Raw genomic sequence first — 17,282 nt, forward strand, 5'->3', positions numbered from 1 at the left:
GTACGGACGATAGGGACAAGCATCACTGAGCGATGTAAGGACGGTAGCCAGTGTTGTTGAGCATGCAGACGATCAGGGCGAAGAACGTCGCACCTTCGATCAGAGCGGCTGCAATGATCATGGCGGTCTGGATGCTGCCAGCGACTTCTGGCTGACGAGCCATCCCTTCGACAGCGGCAACACCGATACGGCCGATACCGTAAGCAGCACCACAGATCACAACAGCGGCACCGAAAGCAGCGGAAAAGTGAATTCCACCAGCACCACCTTCAGCGGCGAAAGCGGGCGCGGCGAAAGCGAAAACCAAAGCGATACCGTAGCACAACACTCGCAGATTCTGACTCACGTTAACTCTCCTGACCGGGAAACTTGGGACAAACCCAAAGACATTTGGCAAACCGAAAACATTAGTGAGGATTCACTGCCGCACTGATGAATAACGACGTCAACAAAGCAAACACATAGGCTTGAAGGAACGCCACGAACAGTTCCAGCAAACCGACACCCACCTGAGCGAGGATACTGGCAGGCGTGACCAGGTTCCACAAGAACCCATCCACGACTGCAATAAAGCCCAGGAAGACACCCAGCACTGTGTGACCGGCCATGATGTTCGCAAACAATCGAACAGCCAGAACACCGTGCTTGATCAGCAGACCACCTGCTTCGATGATCCAGATCAACGGCAACAGGATGATCGCGATCGGACCGGGCAGGTCCATATGAGGCACAAGTGACTTCAGGAAGCCACCGAAGCCTGACTTTTGAGAACCGAAAAAGACCACATGCAGGAATGTCACCGCAGCAAGCATTCCCGTGACATTAATATCGGCCGTCGGTGAACCGAGCAACGGGATCGCCCCGAGCAGGTTACAGAACAGAATGTAGAAAAAGACACTCCAGACATAGGGCAGAAACTTATCGGCAGGATGACTGACATCAACCGCCGCATAGCCCGAAGGGGTCAAGGCGACATGACCACCCGCGAGTACTGCGTCAGCACCGGAGTGTGACTGACTCAGTACGACCGCCGGACTGCCGTGTGAAGAGTGAGAATTTCCGTGATCCGCATGAGCATGATCTGCGTTGCCGTGATCATCATGATGATCGTCGTGGGGGTAGCCAATCGATGGTCGGACGATCTCGTCACGAACATACAGTGCCAGCATTTCCCAGAAGTTCCAGAAGCCACCCTTAACTGGCGTACCGTTCTTGACCCGTCCAGCGAGCCCCCGGAACACAAGAAAGACCAGAACGGCAGCCACGATCTGCAAGACCATATACTTGGTCCATCGCCCCGGGAGCACCAAGTGCTCACCGCGACCAAGCAGATCGAGAACAAACCGGGGCAATTCCCAGACTTGACCGTCTCGTACGTGATGAAATGGATCCATATCCGCTGCCAAACCTACAAAAAGGCACAAGCTGCCAGACTCAACCGGAACTGGAGGGTGACAAGACCAGCCACGTCTCCAAAGCCAGCGCCACCATATATGCAGTCAGCAACCAGATCGTAAACTCGTAGAAGCCTAGATCCGGCCGCAGATTCTTAACCGCCAACACACCCACCAGCACGAAGATCATTCGATTCATCATCGCCACGAGGACGAGATAAACAGCAAGCGACCCCTGCTTGACGAGCCCACCGATGAGAATTGTGAGCCAACCGGGAATCAGGCACAGTAACCCGGAGATCACAACCCCTTCAACACCCTTGGGACCGACCCATTGAAATGCAACCGCGGCAGCAAGACCGCTCAGCCCAACCATCACCAGCGTGAACAAAGCCTGACGCCAGAGCAGGGAACGCAGGTCACCCCTCACGCTATTCCTTCTCCCCAGACTTCAGACCCTGGAATTCATATCCTTCACCAGCCGAAGCAACTCGAGCATCGATACAGCAAAACCGAGAGCGGCACCCAGCACCAGCAACCACGGACCCGTATTGAACTGAGTATCCAGCCACCAGCCGACTAACGAAGGAAATGCCATCTGCATCCCGATGGACGTCACCCTCGTCGCCAGAACGTAACCCCGAGCAACTGCACTGCGACCATCGCGATCATTATCGCTCTGCGTCATCTGCCAGCCTCAGCAACGGCTTAAGGTTCGTTCAGAAAGTCGGAATCCTATCCATGTGGAATTCGCCTGTCAAAGCAAGTGGTTTCGTGTCAGGAGAATTCTCATTTTTGAGGCATCGCAATCGCGACGATAGCCAAAGTCGGCAAGCCGCGATTCCGCTCCTGACGATTATCGGGCGCCTTGTCTGGCCTGTTTGGTCCTTACATCGCGTCTTAGTTGTGGGTGAAGCGCGCAGGGCTTAAACTCTGGGTTCCGCGTCCCTGCCGTTCCATCCTGCCGAGAGACACCCTCTGAGGAGTTTTCATGTCCGCTCCCGCCCCGTCTACTTCTGCTGAGCCGCTTCGACTGACCAGTACGCAATGGCTGATCTGTATTATCGCGGCAATTGGATTCGCATTCGATATCTACGAACTCTTGATGCTGCCGCTCGTCATTGCGCCTGCGTTGAAAGAGCTCGGCAATATTACACCCGCCAATAAAGAACTCTTCGCGTTCTGGTTCGGCTTGCTGTTCTATGTTCCTGCCGTTTGCGGGGGGATCTTCGGCCTGCTGGGTGGTTATCTGACAGACCGGCTTGGCCGCCGCCGTGTCTTAACCTGGAGTATCCTGCTCTACGCGTTCTCCGCATTTGCAGCGGGATATTCAACCAACTTGCCAATGCTGCTTTTCTTCCGCACGACGACGTTCATCGGTGTCTGTATCGAGTTCGTGGCCGCTGTCGCCTGGCTGGCAGAACTTTTCGACAACCCGACACAGCGCGAAAAGGTACTTGGCTATACCCAGGCGTTCTCGTCCATTGGGGGATTGCTGGTCGCGATTGCTAACGGACTGATTCTTGTCTACGCCGGCAAGTTGCCGCAGATCGTTTTGCCTGGATTCTTAAATCTGTTCGGTGGGGAAATCGCTGATCCACACGCCGCATGGAGATACACGCTGATGTCCGGTATTATTCCGGCCATCCCTCTGATCATCATCCGCCCATTTCTTCCCGAGTCCCCCAAGTGGGCCCAGAAGAAAGCTGCTGGAACACTGCGTCGCCCCAGTATTGCTGAGCTGTTCTCTGCCGAACTGCGAACCACGACTCTCGTGACGACCGCCATGTTTGCCTGCAGCTACGGAGTCGCTTTCGGTGCGATTCAGCAGATGCCACAGATCGTCGGTGGAATCGATGCCGTGAAAGCAGAAATGGAGACACGCGCCAGCGCGGCAAAAGAAAAAGCCCTTGCCAGCGCAGCAGGCCAGGAGGACGCCGCGGATAAAGCCAAGGCAGCCGCTGGTCAAGCCGCCGGCAAGGCTCGCCAGGAGAAAGCCGCCGAGTACACGAAGGCCCAGGAAATTGGAGGTCTTGTCGGCCGTTTTGCCCTGGCAGCGCTTGTGGTCGTCTTCGCCAGCCGCAGGAACCTGCTCCGTGTCTTCCTGATTCCAGGACTGATCCTCACGCCGCTGATCTTCATCGCGTTCTCTCAAGGGAAAGACACGACTTTCTTCAGCGCCGATATCAGTTGGATCCCCGGGTTCCACGGATTACATATCTCGTTGCTGGGAATCGGGATTTTCCTTGCCGGATTCTTCACCGTAGCCCAGTTCAGCTTCTGGGGTAACTACCTGCCGCATGCCTATCCGATGCACCTGCGTGGCACTGGTGAGAGCTTCGCCGCGAACATTGGCGGCCGGATGATTGGAACGCCATTCGCCGCCGTCACGCAATATCTTGCACTTCAATCATTTGTTCCCGGAGCATCACCGGAAGCCAAGACCGCCTATGTCGCTGCGGGGGTGGCTGGCACGTTGTTCCTCCTCAATCTCATTCTGTCGTGCTTCCTGCCAGAACCGAAGCCCGAGCACGACTGATCTGATATTCTGCGAATAGCCTCTTCATTGACTGGAAACGATTATGAAAAGCATTACTCAGGTAACGGGAACCGGTGTTCCGTTGCTGCTCGACGACATTGATACCGATCGCATCATTCCTGCCCGCTTCCTGCGGTGCGTTACGTTCGACGGACTTGGCGAGCATGCCTTTGAAGACGATCGATTGCAGGACAAGTCCCACCCATTTGACGATCCACGATACAAGTCAGGCTCAGTCCTGATCAGTGGTCGCAACTTTGGCTGTGGCTCTTCCCGTGAGCACGCTCCACAGGCTCTGATGCGCTGGGGAATCAAGGCGATTATCGCCGAATCCTTTGCCGAGATTTTCTTCGGTAACTGCACGACTCTGGGCATCCCCTGTGTCTGTGCTGCTCGTGCCGACCTGGATCGACTGAATCGCATGGTGGCGGACAACCCCGTGCAGTTGATCAAGGTGGACCTGATGGCTAAGCAGATCCAGGCAGGGGACCTGACGTTCCCCGTGACGATCCTCGAAAGTGCAAGATCCTCACTGACCACGGGCAACTGGGACTTTCTCGGTCAACTTCTCGAAGGAGCTGACGCCGTGAAGTCGTCCTCTGCGCAGTTGCCCTACATGAATTCCTTTAAGGCCTGAGTTGTCGTCTGTCACGAGTAACGGAGCATCCCTGTGGAAGCCAATCCTTTTCGGCTGCTCCGTAATCTCGGACGAACCAGTGAAATTGTCACTGTTCTGCTGAATCACGGCTTCGGCGATCTCGTCGACCGCATTGGGTTGCGGACGGTCTGGTATCGCTGGTGCCGTCTGTTCAGCCGGAAACCGGTTGAACCGATCAAGCACCTGAAGCAGGTCGAGCGGATCAGAATGACGCTCGAAACGCTTGGTCCGACTTTTATCAAGTTCGGCCAGGTCATGAGCACTCGTCCGGACCTTGTCCCGCGAGAGATGCTGCTCGAACTCCAAAAGCTCCAGGAGGGTGTTCCACCCTTTTCCTCCGAAGAAGCGGTCGCCCAGATTGAAAGTGAACTGGGCCGTCCTGTCGACACCCTGTACGCCGAATTCAACCGAACGCCACTCGCCGCGGGGTCTCTGGGACAGGTCCACACCGCAGTCCATTTTGACGGAACTCCTCTGGCAGTGAAAATCCGTCGGCCGAACGCGGTGCGTGATGTCGAGCGTGATCTTCTGCTGATGCACGAACTGGCCATTCTGCTCGAGCGGAATGTTCCGGAAACACGCATCTTTGATCCGACGGGTCTCGTCAAACACTTCTCACGTTCGATTCGCCGTGAACTCAACTTCGATCGTGAAGGTCGAACCATGCTCGAGTTCAGCCGGTTGTTCGAGGACGATGCGACCCTGTATGTTCCTCGGGTCTACGGCGACCTGAGCACCTCCGCAGTGCTCACCATGGAGTTTGTCGATGGCCTGAAAATTGACCAGCTCACGATGCTGACCGATTCGAAGTGGGGTCCCGCGGACATCGCAGCCAACGGCGCCCGTATTTTCATGAAGCAGGCCTTCCAGTTCGGTGTCTTCCACGGCGATCCCCATCCAGGCAATATCCGAATTCTGCGAGATGGGACACTGTGCCTGCTCGACTACGGCATGATCGGGATGATCGACGGAAGAACTCGCGAGCAGCTTCTGGATCTGCTGCTGGCAATCATTCGTCAGGACGTCAATTCCGCCATCAAGCTGATTCTGGCAATCGGCGAACCACACATGGAGGTGGACCGGGCGCTGCTGCAAATCGATGTCCGTGATTTCATCTCGAACTACTACGGCATCGACCTGGCTCATCTGAAAGTGGCTTCCGTCCTGTCAGACTTCGTGGCGATCCTGACGAACCACGGGATTCGCTGTCCGGGCAGCCTGATGCTGCTGATCCGCTGCCTTGTGACCCTGGAAGGAGTCGGCCGCACCCTGGACCCGGAATTCAACCTGGCAACACATCTGGAGCCCTTCGTCGAACGGTCTGTGCGTGAGCGCTATTCGCCCGCGCAGATGGCACAGCGTGTCTACGCCGACGCTCAGCACATGTGGCACTGCGTGCACGATCTTCCAAGCCAACTGAGCCGCACGCTGCACAAGCTCAGCACCGACGACTTACGTATTCAGCTCGAACATCGGAATCTGGATCACTTCATCCTCGAATTGGAACGCTCAAGTAACCGGCTGGTCGTCGGAATGGTGATTGCAGCCCTGATTGTCGCTTCGGCCCTGATTATCTCAAAAGGGGCGAGCACCATCTGGGTCACCATGCCGATCTATCTCCTTTCCAGTCTGCTGGCCATCTGGCTGATCTACGGAATTTTCCGCAGCGGACGACTTTAGACGGGCAAAAGTGTAGAACTGCTCTCCTTCAGAACACTTCACCCGGGAGAACTACCATGTCTGCATCACGTCGTGACTTTCTGGAATCGCTCGCCATCGGATCGACCGGACTCATGGGACTGTCTCTGGCGGGCTGTGCCGCATCAGGGGTCGCTCCCGCAGGAGACGGTGCAAGACCATTGCGAGCGGCGTTTTCCAATGCGGGACTGCAAAGCACCTGGTGCGAACTCGGCAAGAAAACCGCTGAACTTTGGGGACGCCTGCTGAATATCGAAATCGAATGGTTCGATGGCGAATTCGATCCCGGCCGGCAACGTGACAAGATTGATTCGCTCACCGGCCGGGATTGGGATTTCTGCTGCTTTCAGGCCGTGCAGATTGATTCGCTGGCTGAGCCAGTCAAACGACTCAGGGACCGTGGGATTCCGGTCATCTCGATGGACACGTTGCTGGTTGACATGGACAAAATGCGCAACACCGGGGTCTGGTGCGAGGTCATGCCGGATCATGTTGACATGGCCGAGAAAAGCGTCGGCTACCTGATGAAGAAGATTGGTGGACGCGGGAAAGTCATCCACATCGGGGGCCTGGATGGACACAGCGGAGCGCAGGGTCGACGCCGGGGCTTTGAGAACATCGTGGAAAAGTTTCCGGATGTCGAAGTTGTCGGTGGGGGCGTTCGCTGGTGCGACTGGAAAAAGGAAAAAGCCCGGAACACCTTCGAAGCCTTGCTTCAGCAGGAGACGACACCGATCGCCGGTGCGTTCTTCCATAGTGACGACATGGCCCTGGGCGCCATCCCGGCACTGAAGGGGACGATTCACGAAAAGATGATCGTCGTCGCGGTCGATGGCCAGAAGGATGGACTCGACGCCATCAGGGCGGGGACACTCGCCGCTTCTGCGGTGAACCCCGTCTGCCGGATCCACCAGACAGCGCTGTTCCTTGGCCACTTCATCGCACGCAACAAGGAATCGGTCGATTCCGTTCCGCTGGAGATCATCACGCCGGGACCGCTGGTCACAATGGATGATCCGCAGGCCCTGCAGGCGATGTATTACCTGGCCGACCCGCTGCACTGCATGGTGTAACCTGCATCGTCGCACTTGTCTGGTTTGACTTGTTTGGTGATCCGCCGAACACAATGGTTGGACGGGGCCAGCGAGACGTTTGTCCCATGGGTCACCGCCTCGCTGGGATGAATCGGAATGAAGTTCCGAAGCAAGCCCCTGGAAAAGATCGCGAAAGCTCACATGCCACTGTATGACCGGCTTCGGGCATGCAGTGCTCTATCCCGCCGCGCGAATGCGGAAGAGACTGATTCTCCGAAGATTTTGAAGCACTGAATGACGACTAATGATCTGATCATAACGACGCTCGCATGCTCGGTTATTGGAAGAACGCTCATGCCCCTGTCTGACCGGCTTCGGGCATGCAGTGCTCTATCCACCCGTGCGAAGATGATAAGACACTGCTTCTACGAAGACTTCGAAGCAGTGGCATGAAGACGACGATTCGATCGCAATCCGTCTTCGGAAGGATCCTCAGCCGGCGACGGCGTGCGTTTGAGATTTCGCCGGACGGATCCATGCGTGTCGTCGCACGTACCCACTTCACCCAGGACGTTGCATTGTCCGCTCAGACCTTACGCAGGCCGAGTTGCGAACGAATATCCTGCTGGATCGTGTCGATATCGCGGGCTCCGTCCGTCTGGATCACTAGTTCTTTTTTCGCGAACAGCTGCAGGACGGGCTCGGTCTGAGTCCGATAGTCACGCAGTCGCTGCTGTAATCCTTCTTTGTTGTCGTCGCTGCGAATGACCAGTTTCCCGCCGCAGACGTCACATGTATCTGGAGTTGCGGGTCGGTGATGGATCAGGTTGTAGTCGAGGCCGCACTGGCTGCACAGCCGTCGTGCAAGAACGCGTTCGAACACAACTTCATCCGGAACATCGATATGGATCACGGCGTCGATGTCGTAGCTTTCCAGGAAGAAGGCAGCCTGAGTCAGCGTGCGAGGAAAGCCATCGAGAATGAATCCGTAGTTCCAGTCGTGCTGGGCCAGACGCTCCCGAATGATCTGCTCGACAATCTCGTCATCGATCATTCTCCCGTCAGCGATCAAACGCTTGATACGAGCCCCCAGCTTGGTGTGCGACTGAATGTGCCATCGAAAAATATCGCCCACCGAGATGTGAACCATCTCGAAAACCTGCTTCAAGAGCTTAGCCTGGGTCCCTTTGCCGCATCCTTGCGCTCCCATGATCACGTATTTATGCATTGCGAATCCAATTAGTCCAGAAAATCACTTCGTTCCGATGGCGTTGCGAAGCTGTTGTCCAATTCGTTTGATCGCATCCCGTGCGGTTTCAAATTGTTGAACGCGGCGTAAGAACGCATGAATCATCCCCTCGTAGCGGTGCAGCGTCACAGGGATTCCCACGGCCTGCAGGGCAGCCCCGTAGGCTTCTCCCTCATCCCGCAGAGGATCGTACTCGGCGGTGATGATCGAAGCGGGTGGCAGCCCCTTCAATGTTGTCGCCCGCAAAGGCGAGGCGTAGGGGTCCTGCCGCTGTGCTGCAGAGGAAACGTACTGATCCCAGAACCACCCCATTTCTTTCCGCGTCAGAAAATACCCATCGGCATTCTCGTGATAGGAGGGACGTTCGAAATCGCAGTCCGTAATCGGGTAGATCAGTGACTGAAATGCAACCGGTGGTCCACCGCGGTCTCGGGACATCAGGCAGACCACAGCCGCCAGATTCGCTCCGGCACTGTCCCCGGCGACGGCGATTCGATGGGGATCCCAGCCAAACTGGTCTGGGTTCGCATGCACCCACTTCAGGGAGGCATAAGCATCTTCGATCGCAGCAGGAAACTTGTGTTCGGGGGCCAGCCGGTAGTCGACATTGACGAAGATGCAGCCGGATTCGGCCGTCAGATGCCGGACCAGGTCGTCATGCGTGTCGAGGTTGTTCAGGACCCAGCCCCCCCCGTGAAAATAGAGGCAGACACCGAATGGTCCGTCACCTTGCGGGACATACACCCGGATCGGCAGTGCGTCTCCGTGGGGTCCCTCGATCGTGAGGTTCTCGACCTTGGCAAGATCTGGCAAATTCGTCCCGGCCTTACAGCCCAGTGCCGCCGCGCGACGCAGGGTTTCCACGGGAACAGTCTCAAACGTGTAGGCCTTCTGCCGGGCGACTTGTTCCAGGAACGCAGCGGCTTCAGGATGTAAAGGCATGGTCTCTCTCAAAGATCATCATGGCGCGATAATTCTCGGCGGGCGCCACAGAGCGATCAGCATCCGCGCAGGGCCGATCAAGCAGGCCACATGCCGCACCAATGTATACGGCGTCGGCCGTTCCAACAATCGGCCGAAAGCGACCTACCGTGCTGACCCCTGCTTTACAGCGTCAACACCGTTGTAAAGTACGTGATGCGCAGGGTTTACCCGATTCGCAGAAGCGGGCTGATTCTATGCACGAACCCAGATCCGAGGGCCCGGCCCGCAGGACACTGCGGCTCACTGAACACCGACCTGCCAGACGACTTTGACCGCAGGAATCTCGCCACAGACAGTTTCCCGCAGACAGTGCGCAAACGTCAAATCCCCGTTATCGGGTCGCTGTCTTCCGGTCACAGTTCCGATTGATTCGGGTGCGACTCATGGAGCGGGGAACGCATCAGCGGGCTCTAGCGAGTCGGAGCTGCCGGAGTGCCGCTGGCCGTTACAGGCCGAGACGCCGGATAGGGAAGCGACTTCAGAATCATCTGCAAGTCCTCGATTTCTTCCAGTTCGGCCTCGAAGTCGACGTTCGACTGTTCCAGGTACCCTTGCTGAATTTCCCCAATCCCATTCGACAATGGAGCTTCGACCACAATCGGACCGGATTCCCGGGTGGGCAGATACAGTGTCTGTCCGGCCGGCAGCAATCGAGGTGAGCTGGCAACGCGGGCCAGATGCAGACGGCCGATGATCACCAGCGTCGCTTCGCTGTTCTTCAGAATCGACACGGTGCCGTCGGCACTCACCTGGATCTCACGAACGTCTTCGGGGACGGTCATTGGCGGCTGGAGTAACACCGAGTCAGAACAGACGAGCAGACAGAGTTGACGATTGCTGTCGAGAGTGAATGCACCACATCTCGTCAAATACTCGGTTTCTCCGCGCTTCACGACGAAGAAGCCTTCGCCACTGATGGCGAGGTCCAGTTGTCGTTCCGTGTTCTTTAAGAGCCCCTGTTTCAAGTCGAGTTGGGGCGGAGACATGCGACAGCCGAGACCTTGAATCCCCGCCCGAGCAGCGGGAGTGGACTCCTCTTCGTCCTGCTCGTCTTCAATTGAAGCCCTCTGCCGGTAGTAATCCACCAGCGTGACACGAATCCGCTTGTAACCCGGCGTTTTCGAGTTGGTCAAATTGTGCTGATGCTGCGTAATCGCCGCTTCAATCGCCGCCGTGGGCGAGGAATCCAGCGAGGACTGGAACCGAATTTTTTGTGAGATCGGTTCGGCAATGATGTCGCCCGTCCGGGTTTCTCGCAGTGGAACGGCGGCGGCAAGCTTTTCGGGAGCACCGCCGAGCAATTGTGGCAGGGCGCGAAGCTGCTTTCGAACCTGCAGCAGGTCACGCACCACCCCGGCGGGAAGTGATTTCAATTCTTCAAACCAGATGTCCCGCTCTTCGCTTGTCGTGTGTGAGAGTTCTCGTTCGATCACGCTGCGAACGGCCTCGTTCCCGGTTTGCTCGTAAAGATCTTCTTCGCCCGGCGCATCGACGGGATATGCGTCGACAGGGGCGGGAACAGCCGTCGGGGGATCACTCGTACGAATCGTCAGGTCGCGCCCTTCGCACTCCTGAATCTGATGTGCGGAAACGACGTCAGAGTCGGCACCGACCCGTTCGGCGAAGCGAGGGAAGCCGAGATCTCCCATGTCGCTGAAGTCCTCGGCAGAACACTTCAGCAAAGGTCCGGAGAGCGCTGCAAATGGCTGGTCGGACGTGAACGGTTCCGAATAGCGTTCAAACTGTCGCTGGACCGCCACAGAACAGACAAAAAATGCCAGTACTGCTAGCGAAACCACGAAACCAGTGTTCCGCACCCATTGCATCGTCAACTCCTTTTGGCGATTGCCTGTCACGGTCTCAGGACGTCTTCAGTCCTTTGCTACGATCCTGTTGCCGTTCGGCATCCATCGGCTGCCACTCCTGCAACCGTATTCTGCACCGTTACCGTCGAAAATTCTGGAGCATCCCGGCCTCATCGTCCTGGATTCAATCCCATCGAAGTCATCGTCTTCGATGGTCCTCACCTCGAAATTCTCCAGGCGAGGCGAAACCCAGGCACAATCGCGCACTGTCACTCAGAACATCAACGGTCGAGACGTTAATGGAATTACAAAAATTCAGCAATATGCACTCTTCGTTGCGGCGTCCGGGACTTACAGCCGACAGGTGACAGAGTCGAATTGTGTTCAGCGCACTGCGGCGTCGGTTTTCATCCATGCCTCCAGTTCGGCCCGGACGGGCATCGCTGGCTGAGCACCAAAACGGGTACACGCTAGCGTACCTGCTGCACACGCGAAGTGCGTTGCCGCTGGGAGAGACATTCCTTCGCACAGTGCCACTGTCAGTGCCGCCGTGAACGCATCTCCTGCCGCCGTCGTATCCACAATATTCGCTTTGTGTGCAGGGATCTGCTCGGTCGATCCGCCCGTTAACTGCACGAGTGCCCCGAGTTCGCCCATCTTGAGAACGACGTCTTTCGCTCCGCGAGACTGCAGGACTCTTGCCGCCTGTTTTGCCGATTCCCAGTCATTGACGACGACTCCCGTGAGGACTTCCGCCTCAGTCTGATTGGGGCTGATAATATCAACGGACAGCAGGGCATCCGGAAGAGCATTGACCGGCGCCGGTGCCGGGTCCAGGATCGTTGTCACTCCGTGCTGATGAGCCAGTCGAATGGCACTGGCGATTGCATCCAGCGGCGTTTCCAGTTGAACGATCAGGGCACGTGCCCCCGCGATCACCTCTTCACGGGACGCCACCACCTCAGGAGTCAGCAATGCGTTCGCACCGGGAACCACGGCAATTGAGTTGGCACCCGTATCGTCGACTCCGATCAATGCCACGCCGCTGGAGACATCCGGAGAATCCAGTACGTGGACCGTATTGACTCCCGCGTCCTGCAGGTTTCTCCGCAGCGTATCGCCGAACGCGTCTTTGCCGACACACCCGATCATCATGACGTTCGCCCCCAGTCGTGCAGCGGCAACAGCCTGATTCGCACCCTTTCCTCCCGGGATCGTCTGGAACGAGGTACCGAGCACCGTCTCACCGGGCCGTGGCAGACGGCTCATCCGCGCGACGAGATCCATATTAATGGAGCCGACAACGACGATGCGGGGTGAACTGACGTCAGACTCAGACGCGCTGCTCATAGAGAACACTTTGCAGAGAAGGTGGAGTCAAAATAAACAAGGGGAACCGGTGGAAACGTACCGACTTCCCCCCTGCAAGTGAATGGAGCGGACTCAATCCTCCGGCCGCCCCTCACAGTTTGGACTGTCTCGAAGCTCTGACCCATTTCCCGTTCTGACCTGCAATCTGGGCGTCTGTCTTCCCGCTTGTCTTGCCAGAGGAGTTGCCTGAATGGCAACATCTCGGCATCGCTCGTTATACTTTTCGCTGCGTCACTGTGTTGAGTGATTCCCGGAATCATCGCCATGCTGGCGACGGCTGATCTTTTCAAGTTCCCGATCTACGGTAGATGCTGATCATTTTCCCGGATGCGGGATGGCACCGTTCCTCATCGTACGCTTTTTAGCATAGGTCCTGAATCGATGTTGACGTCTCTACGCCCGGCGTATTTGTGTTTATTGTCGTGGTGCCTGCTCAGCGGACTTACGCAATCGGGGCGAGCGGCTGATGGAATGCTCTACCCACTGGCCGTCGCGGTCACGGCAGATGACACGATCTACGTTGCCGACCGTGAACTTCCCGGCATCTGGAAGTTTTCAGAAGGGAAGTGGTCGATCTATTTTCAGGGATCAAAGAAGTTTCGCACGCCGCTCAATGCCGTGCGATGTCTGGCGATTGATCATCAGGGAAAACTGCTGGCGGGAGATTCCAGCACGCGAGAGATTTATCGGTTCGATGAATCCGCTCAACCTCAGCCGCTGACCAAAGGGGGAGTCGGAATTCCCATGTCGCTCGCCGTGGCCAAAGATGGAACCATCTATGCCGGAGACATTGAAATCCAGCGGATCGTGAAAATTCCCGCAGAAGGGGGCACGCCGAACATCATCGCGGAAGTGACGGCCCCTCGGGGCATGACCATCGACGATGAAGGCCGCTTGTGGATCGTCTCACACGGTAAAGACGCTGTGATCCGGCTCTCAAGTGACGGAATGCAGCGCGAGGTCATTACGGAAGGACGTCCGTTCCAGTTCCAGCACCACATCGTGCTCGGCAAGGAAGGGGAAGGCTACGTCGCCGACGGCTATGCCAAGACGATCTGGAAAGTGAAGCAGGGCGAGAAACCTGAACCGTTCTTCGCAGGTGAACCGCTGAAGAACCCGGTAGGATTGGCCTGGTGGAAGGGCAACCTGCTGATTGTCGACCCACACACGAAGTCTGTCTATCAGAGGACTGCGGAAGGCAAACTGGAACCAGTTGTCGATGACGCACCAGCCCAGTAGCGATCGACGCTCCCGGGCATTAATCGCCGCTTGAGCGATTTTCCACTTCGTCCACCCGGGAACACGGCATTCGTGATCGCGGGTGGCTCCACTATCAGACTCACCACCGCACCACGAATCACGCCGCTTTGCGGGTGCGCCGGCGGTGATACGTCGTGACCACGGTTCCGGGCCGGCCCGAGACCTTGCCGTCGACGGCCTCGACGACGTACGAGTTTGAGAGCAGGCGGAAGAAGAAGAGTAGCAGAAACGCGCCGATCGTCCCGGCCGCGAATCCAATCGGGCTGATGGGCGTGATCTTAAAGCTGGTGTCGAACAACAGCAGGATGCTGCAGCCAATCAGACTCCCTACGATCCCCATCAGCATAGTGCCAATCGCTCCGCCGGGATCCCGTCCAGGCATCAGAGCTTTCGCGCTGAGACCAACGATCGTTCCAAACCCAATCCACATCAGCGCTTCCTGCGCCAGCAATTCAATCGTCGCGACTAAGGTCGGTTCCGCCATGGTCATGTCCGTTTCGTTTTCGCGTTCGAATACGAGGATGCGAAATGGACTCATCCTCCGCCGGGAAATGACATCGACACATGAGGCCGCGATCCATCACTACAATCGCCAAAAAACGCAAAGTCGCCCCACACCACCCCGTCACGCAACCAAAAGCGGATAAGATCGGCGTTCCGGGTAACGACTGAGTTGCGAGATGCGTTCTGGTGATCAGAGCAGGAACGGAGTCTCTTACGTCCGTTCGACGACCACTCACCCCACCACCTGGACGGCTGTTGGGGTCAGTTCGACTTTTGCTGCCCTCTGGAATAGCTCAGATCCAGAATCTCCATGGGGTGAGCGACCCAGACAGGGCTTTTTGCCTGTCGAAGTGCGGCCTGGATCTGCAATGAGCAGCCGGCATTCCCCATAATGACCGTCTCGGCCCCTGTTGCGAGGATATTCTTGATCTTGCGGCTGGCCAACTGGTCGGCCATTTCACCTTCCGTCAGGTTATAACTCCCTGCGGCACCGCAACAGATTTCGGACTCGCTCAGCGGCACCAGCTCCAGTCCGGGAACAAGTGACAACAGTTCGCGTGGCTGCTCACGGATCTTCTGGGCGTGACACAAGTGACAGGCATCGTGGTACGTGGCCTTCATCCGGACTTCGCCCTTGGGGGCAATCGGCCCCAGAGCGGTCAGGAATTCGCTGATATCCTTCACTTTGCCGACAAAGCGATTCAGTTCCTGAGCGACCACCGGATCATTCGGAGCCATTTCCGCAGCGACATGACCGTAATCTTTCAACATTGAACCGCAACCGGCGACATTCACGATGACGGCATCGAGATCCTCGGCCGCGAATGCACCCGAATTTGTCCGCGCCAGATCCAGCGCAGGCTGCCCTGCTCCGCTGTGATAATGGATTGCTCCGCAGCAAGCCTGGCTGCGGGGAATCACAACGTCACACCCATTGGCCTGGAGAACTCGCGCGGTCGCCCAGTTCACATGGTGGAACATGGCATCCGCCACACAGCCGGTGAAGAGTGCCACGCGAGCGCGTCGCGGACCAATGGCTGGCAGGAACTCAGGAAGACCGGGCTCGCGTGGTTTCAGGGGGGGAAGTAGTCGCTGCATGCGACGCAACCGCTCGGGCAAGAGTTTCGTCAGTCCAGTCCACTCTGCAAATTGGTCCAGGTGCAGGACCTGCATCAACTTCGCCGGGGCCAGTGCCCAGCGTAGCCGCGAAGGATACGGGAACAGCCCGTACAGAATCCACTTCTGGAACCAGTCACCCTGCGAGCCTTTCTTGCCGGCCCTGGCCATTTCATGCTGCTGCATCTCAACCCGAAACGGCTCGATCAGCCGGCCGTATTGCACGCCCGAAGGACAGGCCGTCTCGCAACTTCGGCAATCCAGACACAGATCGAGATGTCCTTTGACCGTGTCTGTCAGCTCCAGACGACCATCGGTCACCGCTCGCATCAGGTAGATACGGCCGCGAGGACTATCGTTCTCGTTCCCGGTCTCGAGGTACGTAGGACATGCGGCGGTACAGAGACCGCAATGAACGCAGTCGAGGAATCGTTCGTAGTCAATCCCGCTCCCGACTCGCGGTTGATCCGAAGCGGCCGGACCGTTGGAGAGGACGGGGAGTTGAGTCGAATGATTCGGCGAGGCAGCGATGTCTGTCATGCTGAACGGATATCCGAGACGAAGCAGTGCAGCGAAAATTGAGGGAGAACCGCAGGGGAATTGTAGCAACGACGCCCCGGGTTAATAGAGCGGACCGGTCAAGTTGCCTTCGCGACGTCGCACGAAACCCGTGAAGCCATCTGAGCAACTTTCGAAGGGAGAACCGTTCCGACTATGTCGCTGACCGATTCACACCCTTCATGTTCCAGAATCGACTCGAGGTCGCTCACCAGATTCGATGCGAGAGTCGGGTTATAGAAGTTTGCGGTTCCCACCTGGACGGCAGACGCACCACAGACAAGAAAGTCCATGACATCATCGATCGACTGGATACCGCCAATTCCGATGATCGGCGTTTTCACGGCCTGGGCCACCTGCCAGACAACACGCAGTGCGAGAGGTTTAATCGCGGGACCGCTGAGTCCGCCAATTCCATTTCCCAGAATCGGTCGGCGCGTCCGCCAGTTGACGGCAAACCCCTGGAATGTGTTGACGAGTGACAGAGCATCTGCCCCTGCATCGCTCGCGGCAGCAGCAATCTCGACGACATTCGTTACGTTCGGGGTGAGCTTGGCGATGATGGGAAGATCGCAGGCGTTACGAACCGCCGAGACCACTTCAGCAGTCATCGCGGGATTAGTCCCATAGTCAACGCCGCCCGAAACATTAGGGCATGAGATATTCAGTTCGAGCGCCGCCAGCTTGGGGAACTGATTCAGCTTGCGGGCCATCTCGACGAATTCACCGGTGTTCTTCCCGGCGATATTGGCAATCACCGCAGTCCCCAACTCCAGCAGCGCAGACAGGTGCTTGGCGATGAAGACATCCAACCCATCGTTGTCCAGGCCAATCGAATTCAACAAACCCGAGGTCGTTTCGACCGTTCTCGGCGGCGGGTTACCGGGACGGGGCAAGGGGGTCACGGTTTTAGGAATGACTCCTCCCAGTTGGGAAAAGTCAGCATACGCCACCATCTCGCGTGCGTACCCAAACGTCCCGGACGCCACGAGGATTGGATTCTTCAGATGAATTCGATTGAGTTGGACATCAAGGCGCGGCACGAGGCAATTCTCTTCTGGATGACGCAGGCCAGTCGCGTCGACTGCGGCCCCATTGGCTGCTCGACCCTG

Annotated in this window: 16 protein-coding genes; 5 read left to right on the forward strand and 11 right to left on the reverse strand. The window is 57.2% G+C overall.

Features of this window, described 5'->3' with window-relative positions; all coding sequences use genetic code 11:
* Positions 1-22: 22 nt before the first annotated feature.
* The 4 genes from atpE to ACGY09_RS09365 form a co-directional block, all read right to left on the reverse strand.
* Positions 23-346, reverse strand: coding sequence for an ATP synthase F0 subunit C (gene atpE, locus ACGY09_RS09350; RefSeq protein WP_373650532.1), 324 nt, complete (start codon positions 344-346; stop codon positions 23-25).
* Between the two features lie 61 nt (positions 347-407).
* Entirely contained in the window at positions 408-1,394 is a 987-nt protein-coding gene (atpB, locus tag ACGY09_RS09355) for a F0F1 ATP synthase subunit A (RefSeq protein ID WP_397571331.1), read from the reverse strand.
* 40 nt (positions 1,395-1,434) lie between these two features.
* The gene (locus ACGY09_RS09360) at positions 1,435-1,824 is read right to left on the reverse strand and encodes a hypothetical protein (RefSeq protein ID WP_373650530.1); all 390 of its coding nucleotides are present in this window, start codon (positions 1,822-1,824) and stop codon (positions 1,435-1,437) included.
* Between the two features lie 21 nt (positions 1,825-1,845).
* Positions 1,846-2,082: an AtpZ/AtpI family protein gene (locus tag ACGY09_RS09365; protein WP_373650529.1), complete on the reverse strand. Its 237-nt coding sequence runs from the start codon at positions 2,080-2,082 to the stop codon at positions 1,846-1,848.
* A 303-nt stretch (positions 2,083-2,385) separates the two neighbouring features.
* Here ACGY09_RS09365 and ACGY09_RS09370 point away from each other — a divergent pair, with 303 nt between their 5' ends.
* The 4 genes from ACGY09_RS09370 to ACGY09_RS09385 are packed head-to-tail and all read left to right on the forward strand — an operon-like array spanning position 2,386 to position 7,362.
* The gene (locus ACGY09_RS09370; RefSeq protein WP_397571332.1) at positions 2,386-3,933 is read left to right on the forward strand and encodes an MFS transporter; all 1,548 of its coding nucleotides are present in this window, start codon (positions 2,386-2,388) and stop codon (positions 3,931-3,933) included.
* A 43-nt stretch (positions 3,934-3,976) separates the two neighbouring features.
* Complete coding sequence (gene leuD, locus ACGY09_RS09375; protein WP_373650527.1) at positions 3,977-4,570, forward strand: 3-isopropylmalate dehydratase small subunit; 594 nt, start codon at positions 3,977-3,979, stop codon at positions 4,568-4,570.
* 33 nt (positions 4,571-4,603) lie between these two features.
* Positions 4,604-6,271 (forward strand): ABC1 kinase family protein, encoded by a 1,668-nt coding sequence (locus ACGY09_RS09380; RefSeq protein WP_373650526.1) that lies wholly within the window; start codon positions 4,604-4,606, stop codon positions 6,269-6,271.
* Positions 6,272-6,327: 56 nt separating this feature from the next.
* Positions 6,328-7,362 carry a sugar ABC transporter substrate-binding protein gene (locus ACGY09_RS09385; protein ID WP_397571333.1) on the forward strand — a complete coding sequence of 345 codons (1,035 nt, stop codon included), beginning with the start codon at positions 6,328-6,330 and terminating at the stop codon, positions 7,360-7,362.
* A gap of 547 nt (positions 7,363-7,909) precedes the next feature.
* On the opposite strand, the gene ACGY09_RS09390 is transcribed toward ACGY09_RS09385, so the two are convergent.
* From ACGY09_RS09390 to rbsK, 4 genes are all read right to left on the reverse strand, one after another.
* Positions 7,910-8,551, reverse strand: coding sequence for an adenylate kinase family protein (locus ACGY09_RS09390; RefSeq protein WP_397571334.1), 642 nt, complete (start codon positions 8,549-8,551; stop codon positions 7,910-7,912).
* A 24-nt stretch (positions 8,552-8,575) separates the two neighbouring features.
* Positions 8,576-9,514, reverse strand: a complete 939-nt coding sequence (locus ACGY09_RS09395) for an alpha/beta hydrolase (RefSeq protein ID WP_397571335.1) — start codon at positions 9,512-9,514, stop codon at positions 8,576-8,578.
* A gap of 452 nt (positions 9,515-9,966) precedes the next feature.
* Entirely contained in the window at positions 9,967-11,382 is a 1,416-nt protein-coding gene (locus ACGY09_RS09400; protein WP_397571336.1) for a flagellar hook-basal body protein, read from the reverse strand.
* Positions 11,383-11,745: 363 nt separating this feature from the next.
* On the reverse strand, positions 11,746-12,711 hold the full coding sequence (gene rbsK / locus ACGY09_RS09405) for a ribokinase (protein ID WP_397571337.1): 966 nt from the start codon (positions 12,709-12,711) through the stop codon (positions 11,746-11,748).
* Positions 12,712-13,203: 492 nt separating this feature from the next.
* On the opposite strand from rbsK, the gene ACGY09_RS09410 reads away from it, so the two are divergent.
* The gene (locus tag ACGY09_RS09410) at positions 13,204-13,971 is read left to right on the forward strand and encodes an SMP-30/gluconolactonase/LRE family protein (protein ID WP_397571338.1); all 768 of its coding nucleotides are present in this window, start codon (positions 13,204-13,206) and stop codon (positions 13,969-13,971) included.
* Positions 13,972-14,089: 118 nt separating this feature from the next.
* Here ACGY09_RS09410 and ACGY09_RS09415 read toward each other — a convergent pair whose 3' ends face one another.
* From ACGY09_RS09415 to ACGY09_RS09425, 3 genes are all read right to left on the reverse strand, one after another.
* Positions 14,090-14,476 (reverse strand): GlsB/YeaQ/YmgE family stress response membrane protein, encoded by a 387-nt coding sequence (locus ACGY09_RS09415; RefSeq protein WP_373650519.1) that lies wholly within the window; start codon positions 14,474-14,476, stop codon positions 14,090-14,092.
* Between the two features lie 281 nt (positions 14,477-14,757).
* Entirely contained in the window at positions 14,758-16,152 is a 1,395-nt protein-coding gene (locus ACGY09_RS09420) for a (Fe-S)-binding protein (protein WP_397571339.1), read from the reverse strand.
* Positions 16,153-16,250: 98 nt separating this feature from the next.
* Positions 16,251-17,213 carry a dihydroorotate dehydrogenase gene (locus ACGY09_RS09425; RefSeq protein ID WP_397571340.1) on the reverse strand — a complete coding sequence of 321 codons (963 nt, stop codon included), beginning with the start codon at positions 17,211-17,213 and terminating at the stop codon, positions 16,251-16,253.
* Positions 17,214-17,282: the final 69 nt, after the last annotated feature.

The sequence above is a fragment of the Schlesneria sphaerica genome (assembly GCF_044336245.1).
Taxonomy (GTDB): Bacteria; Planctomycetota; Planctomycetia; order Planctomycetales; family Planctomycetaceae; genus Schlesneria; species Schlesneria sphaerica.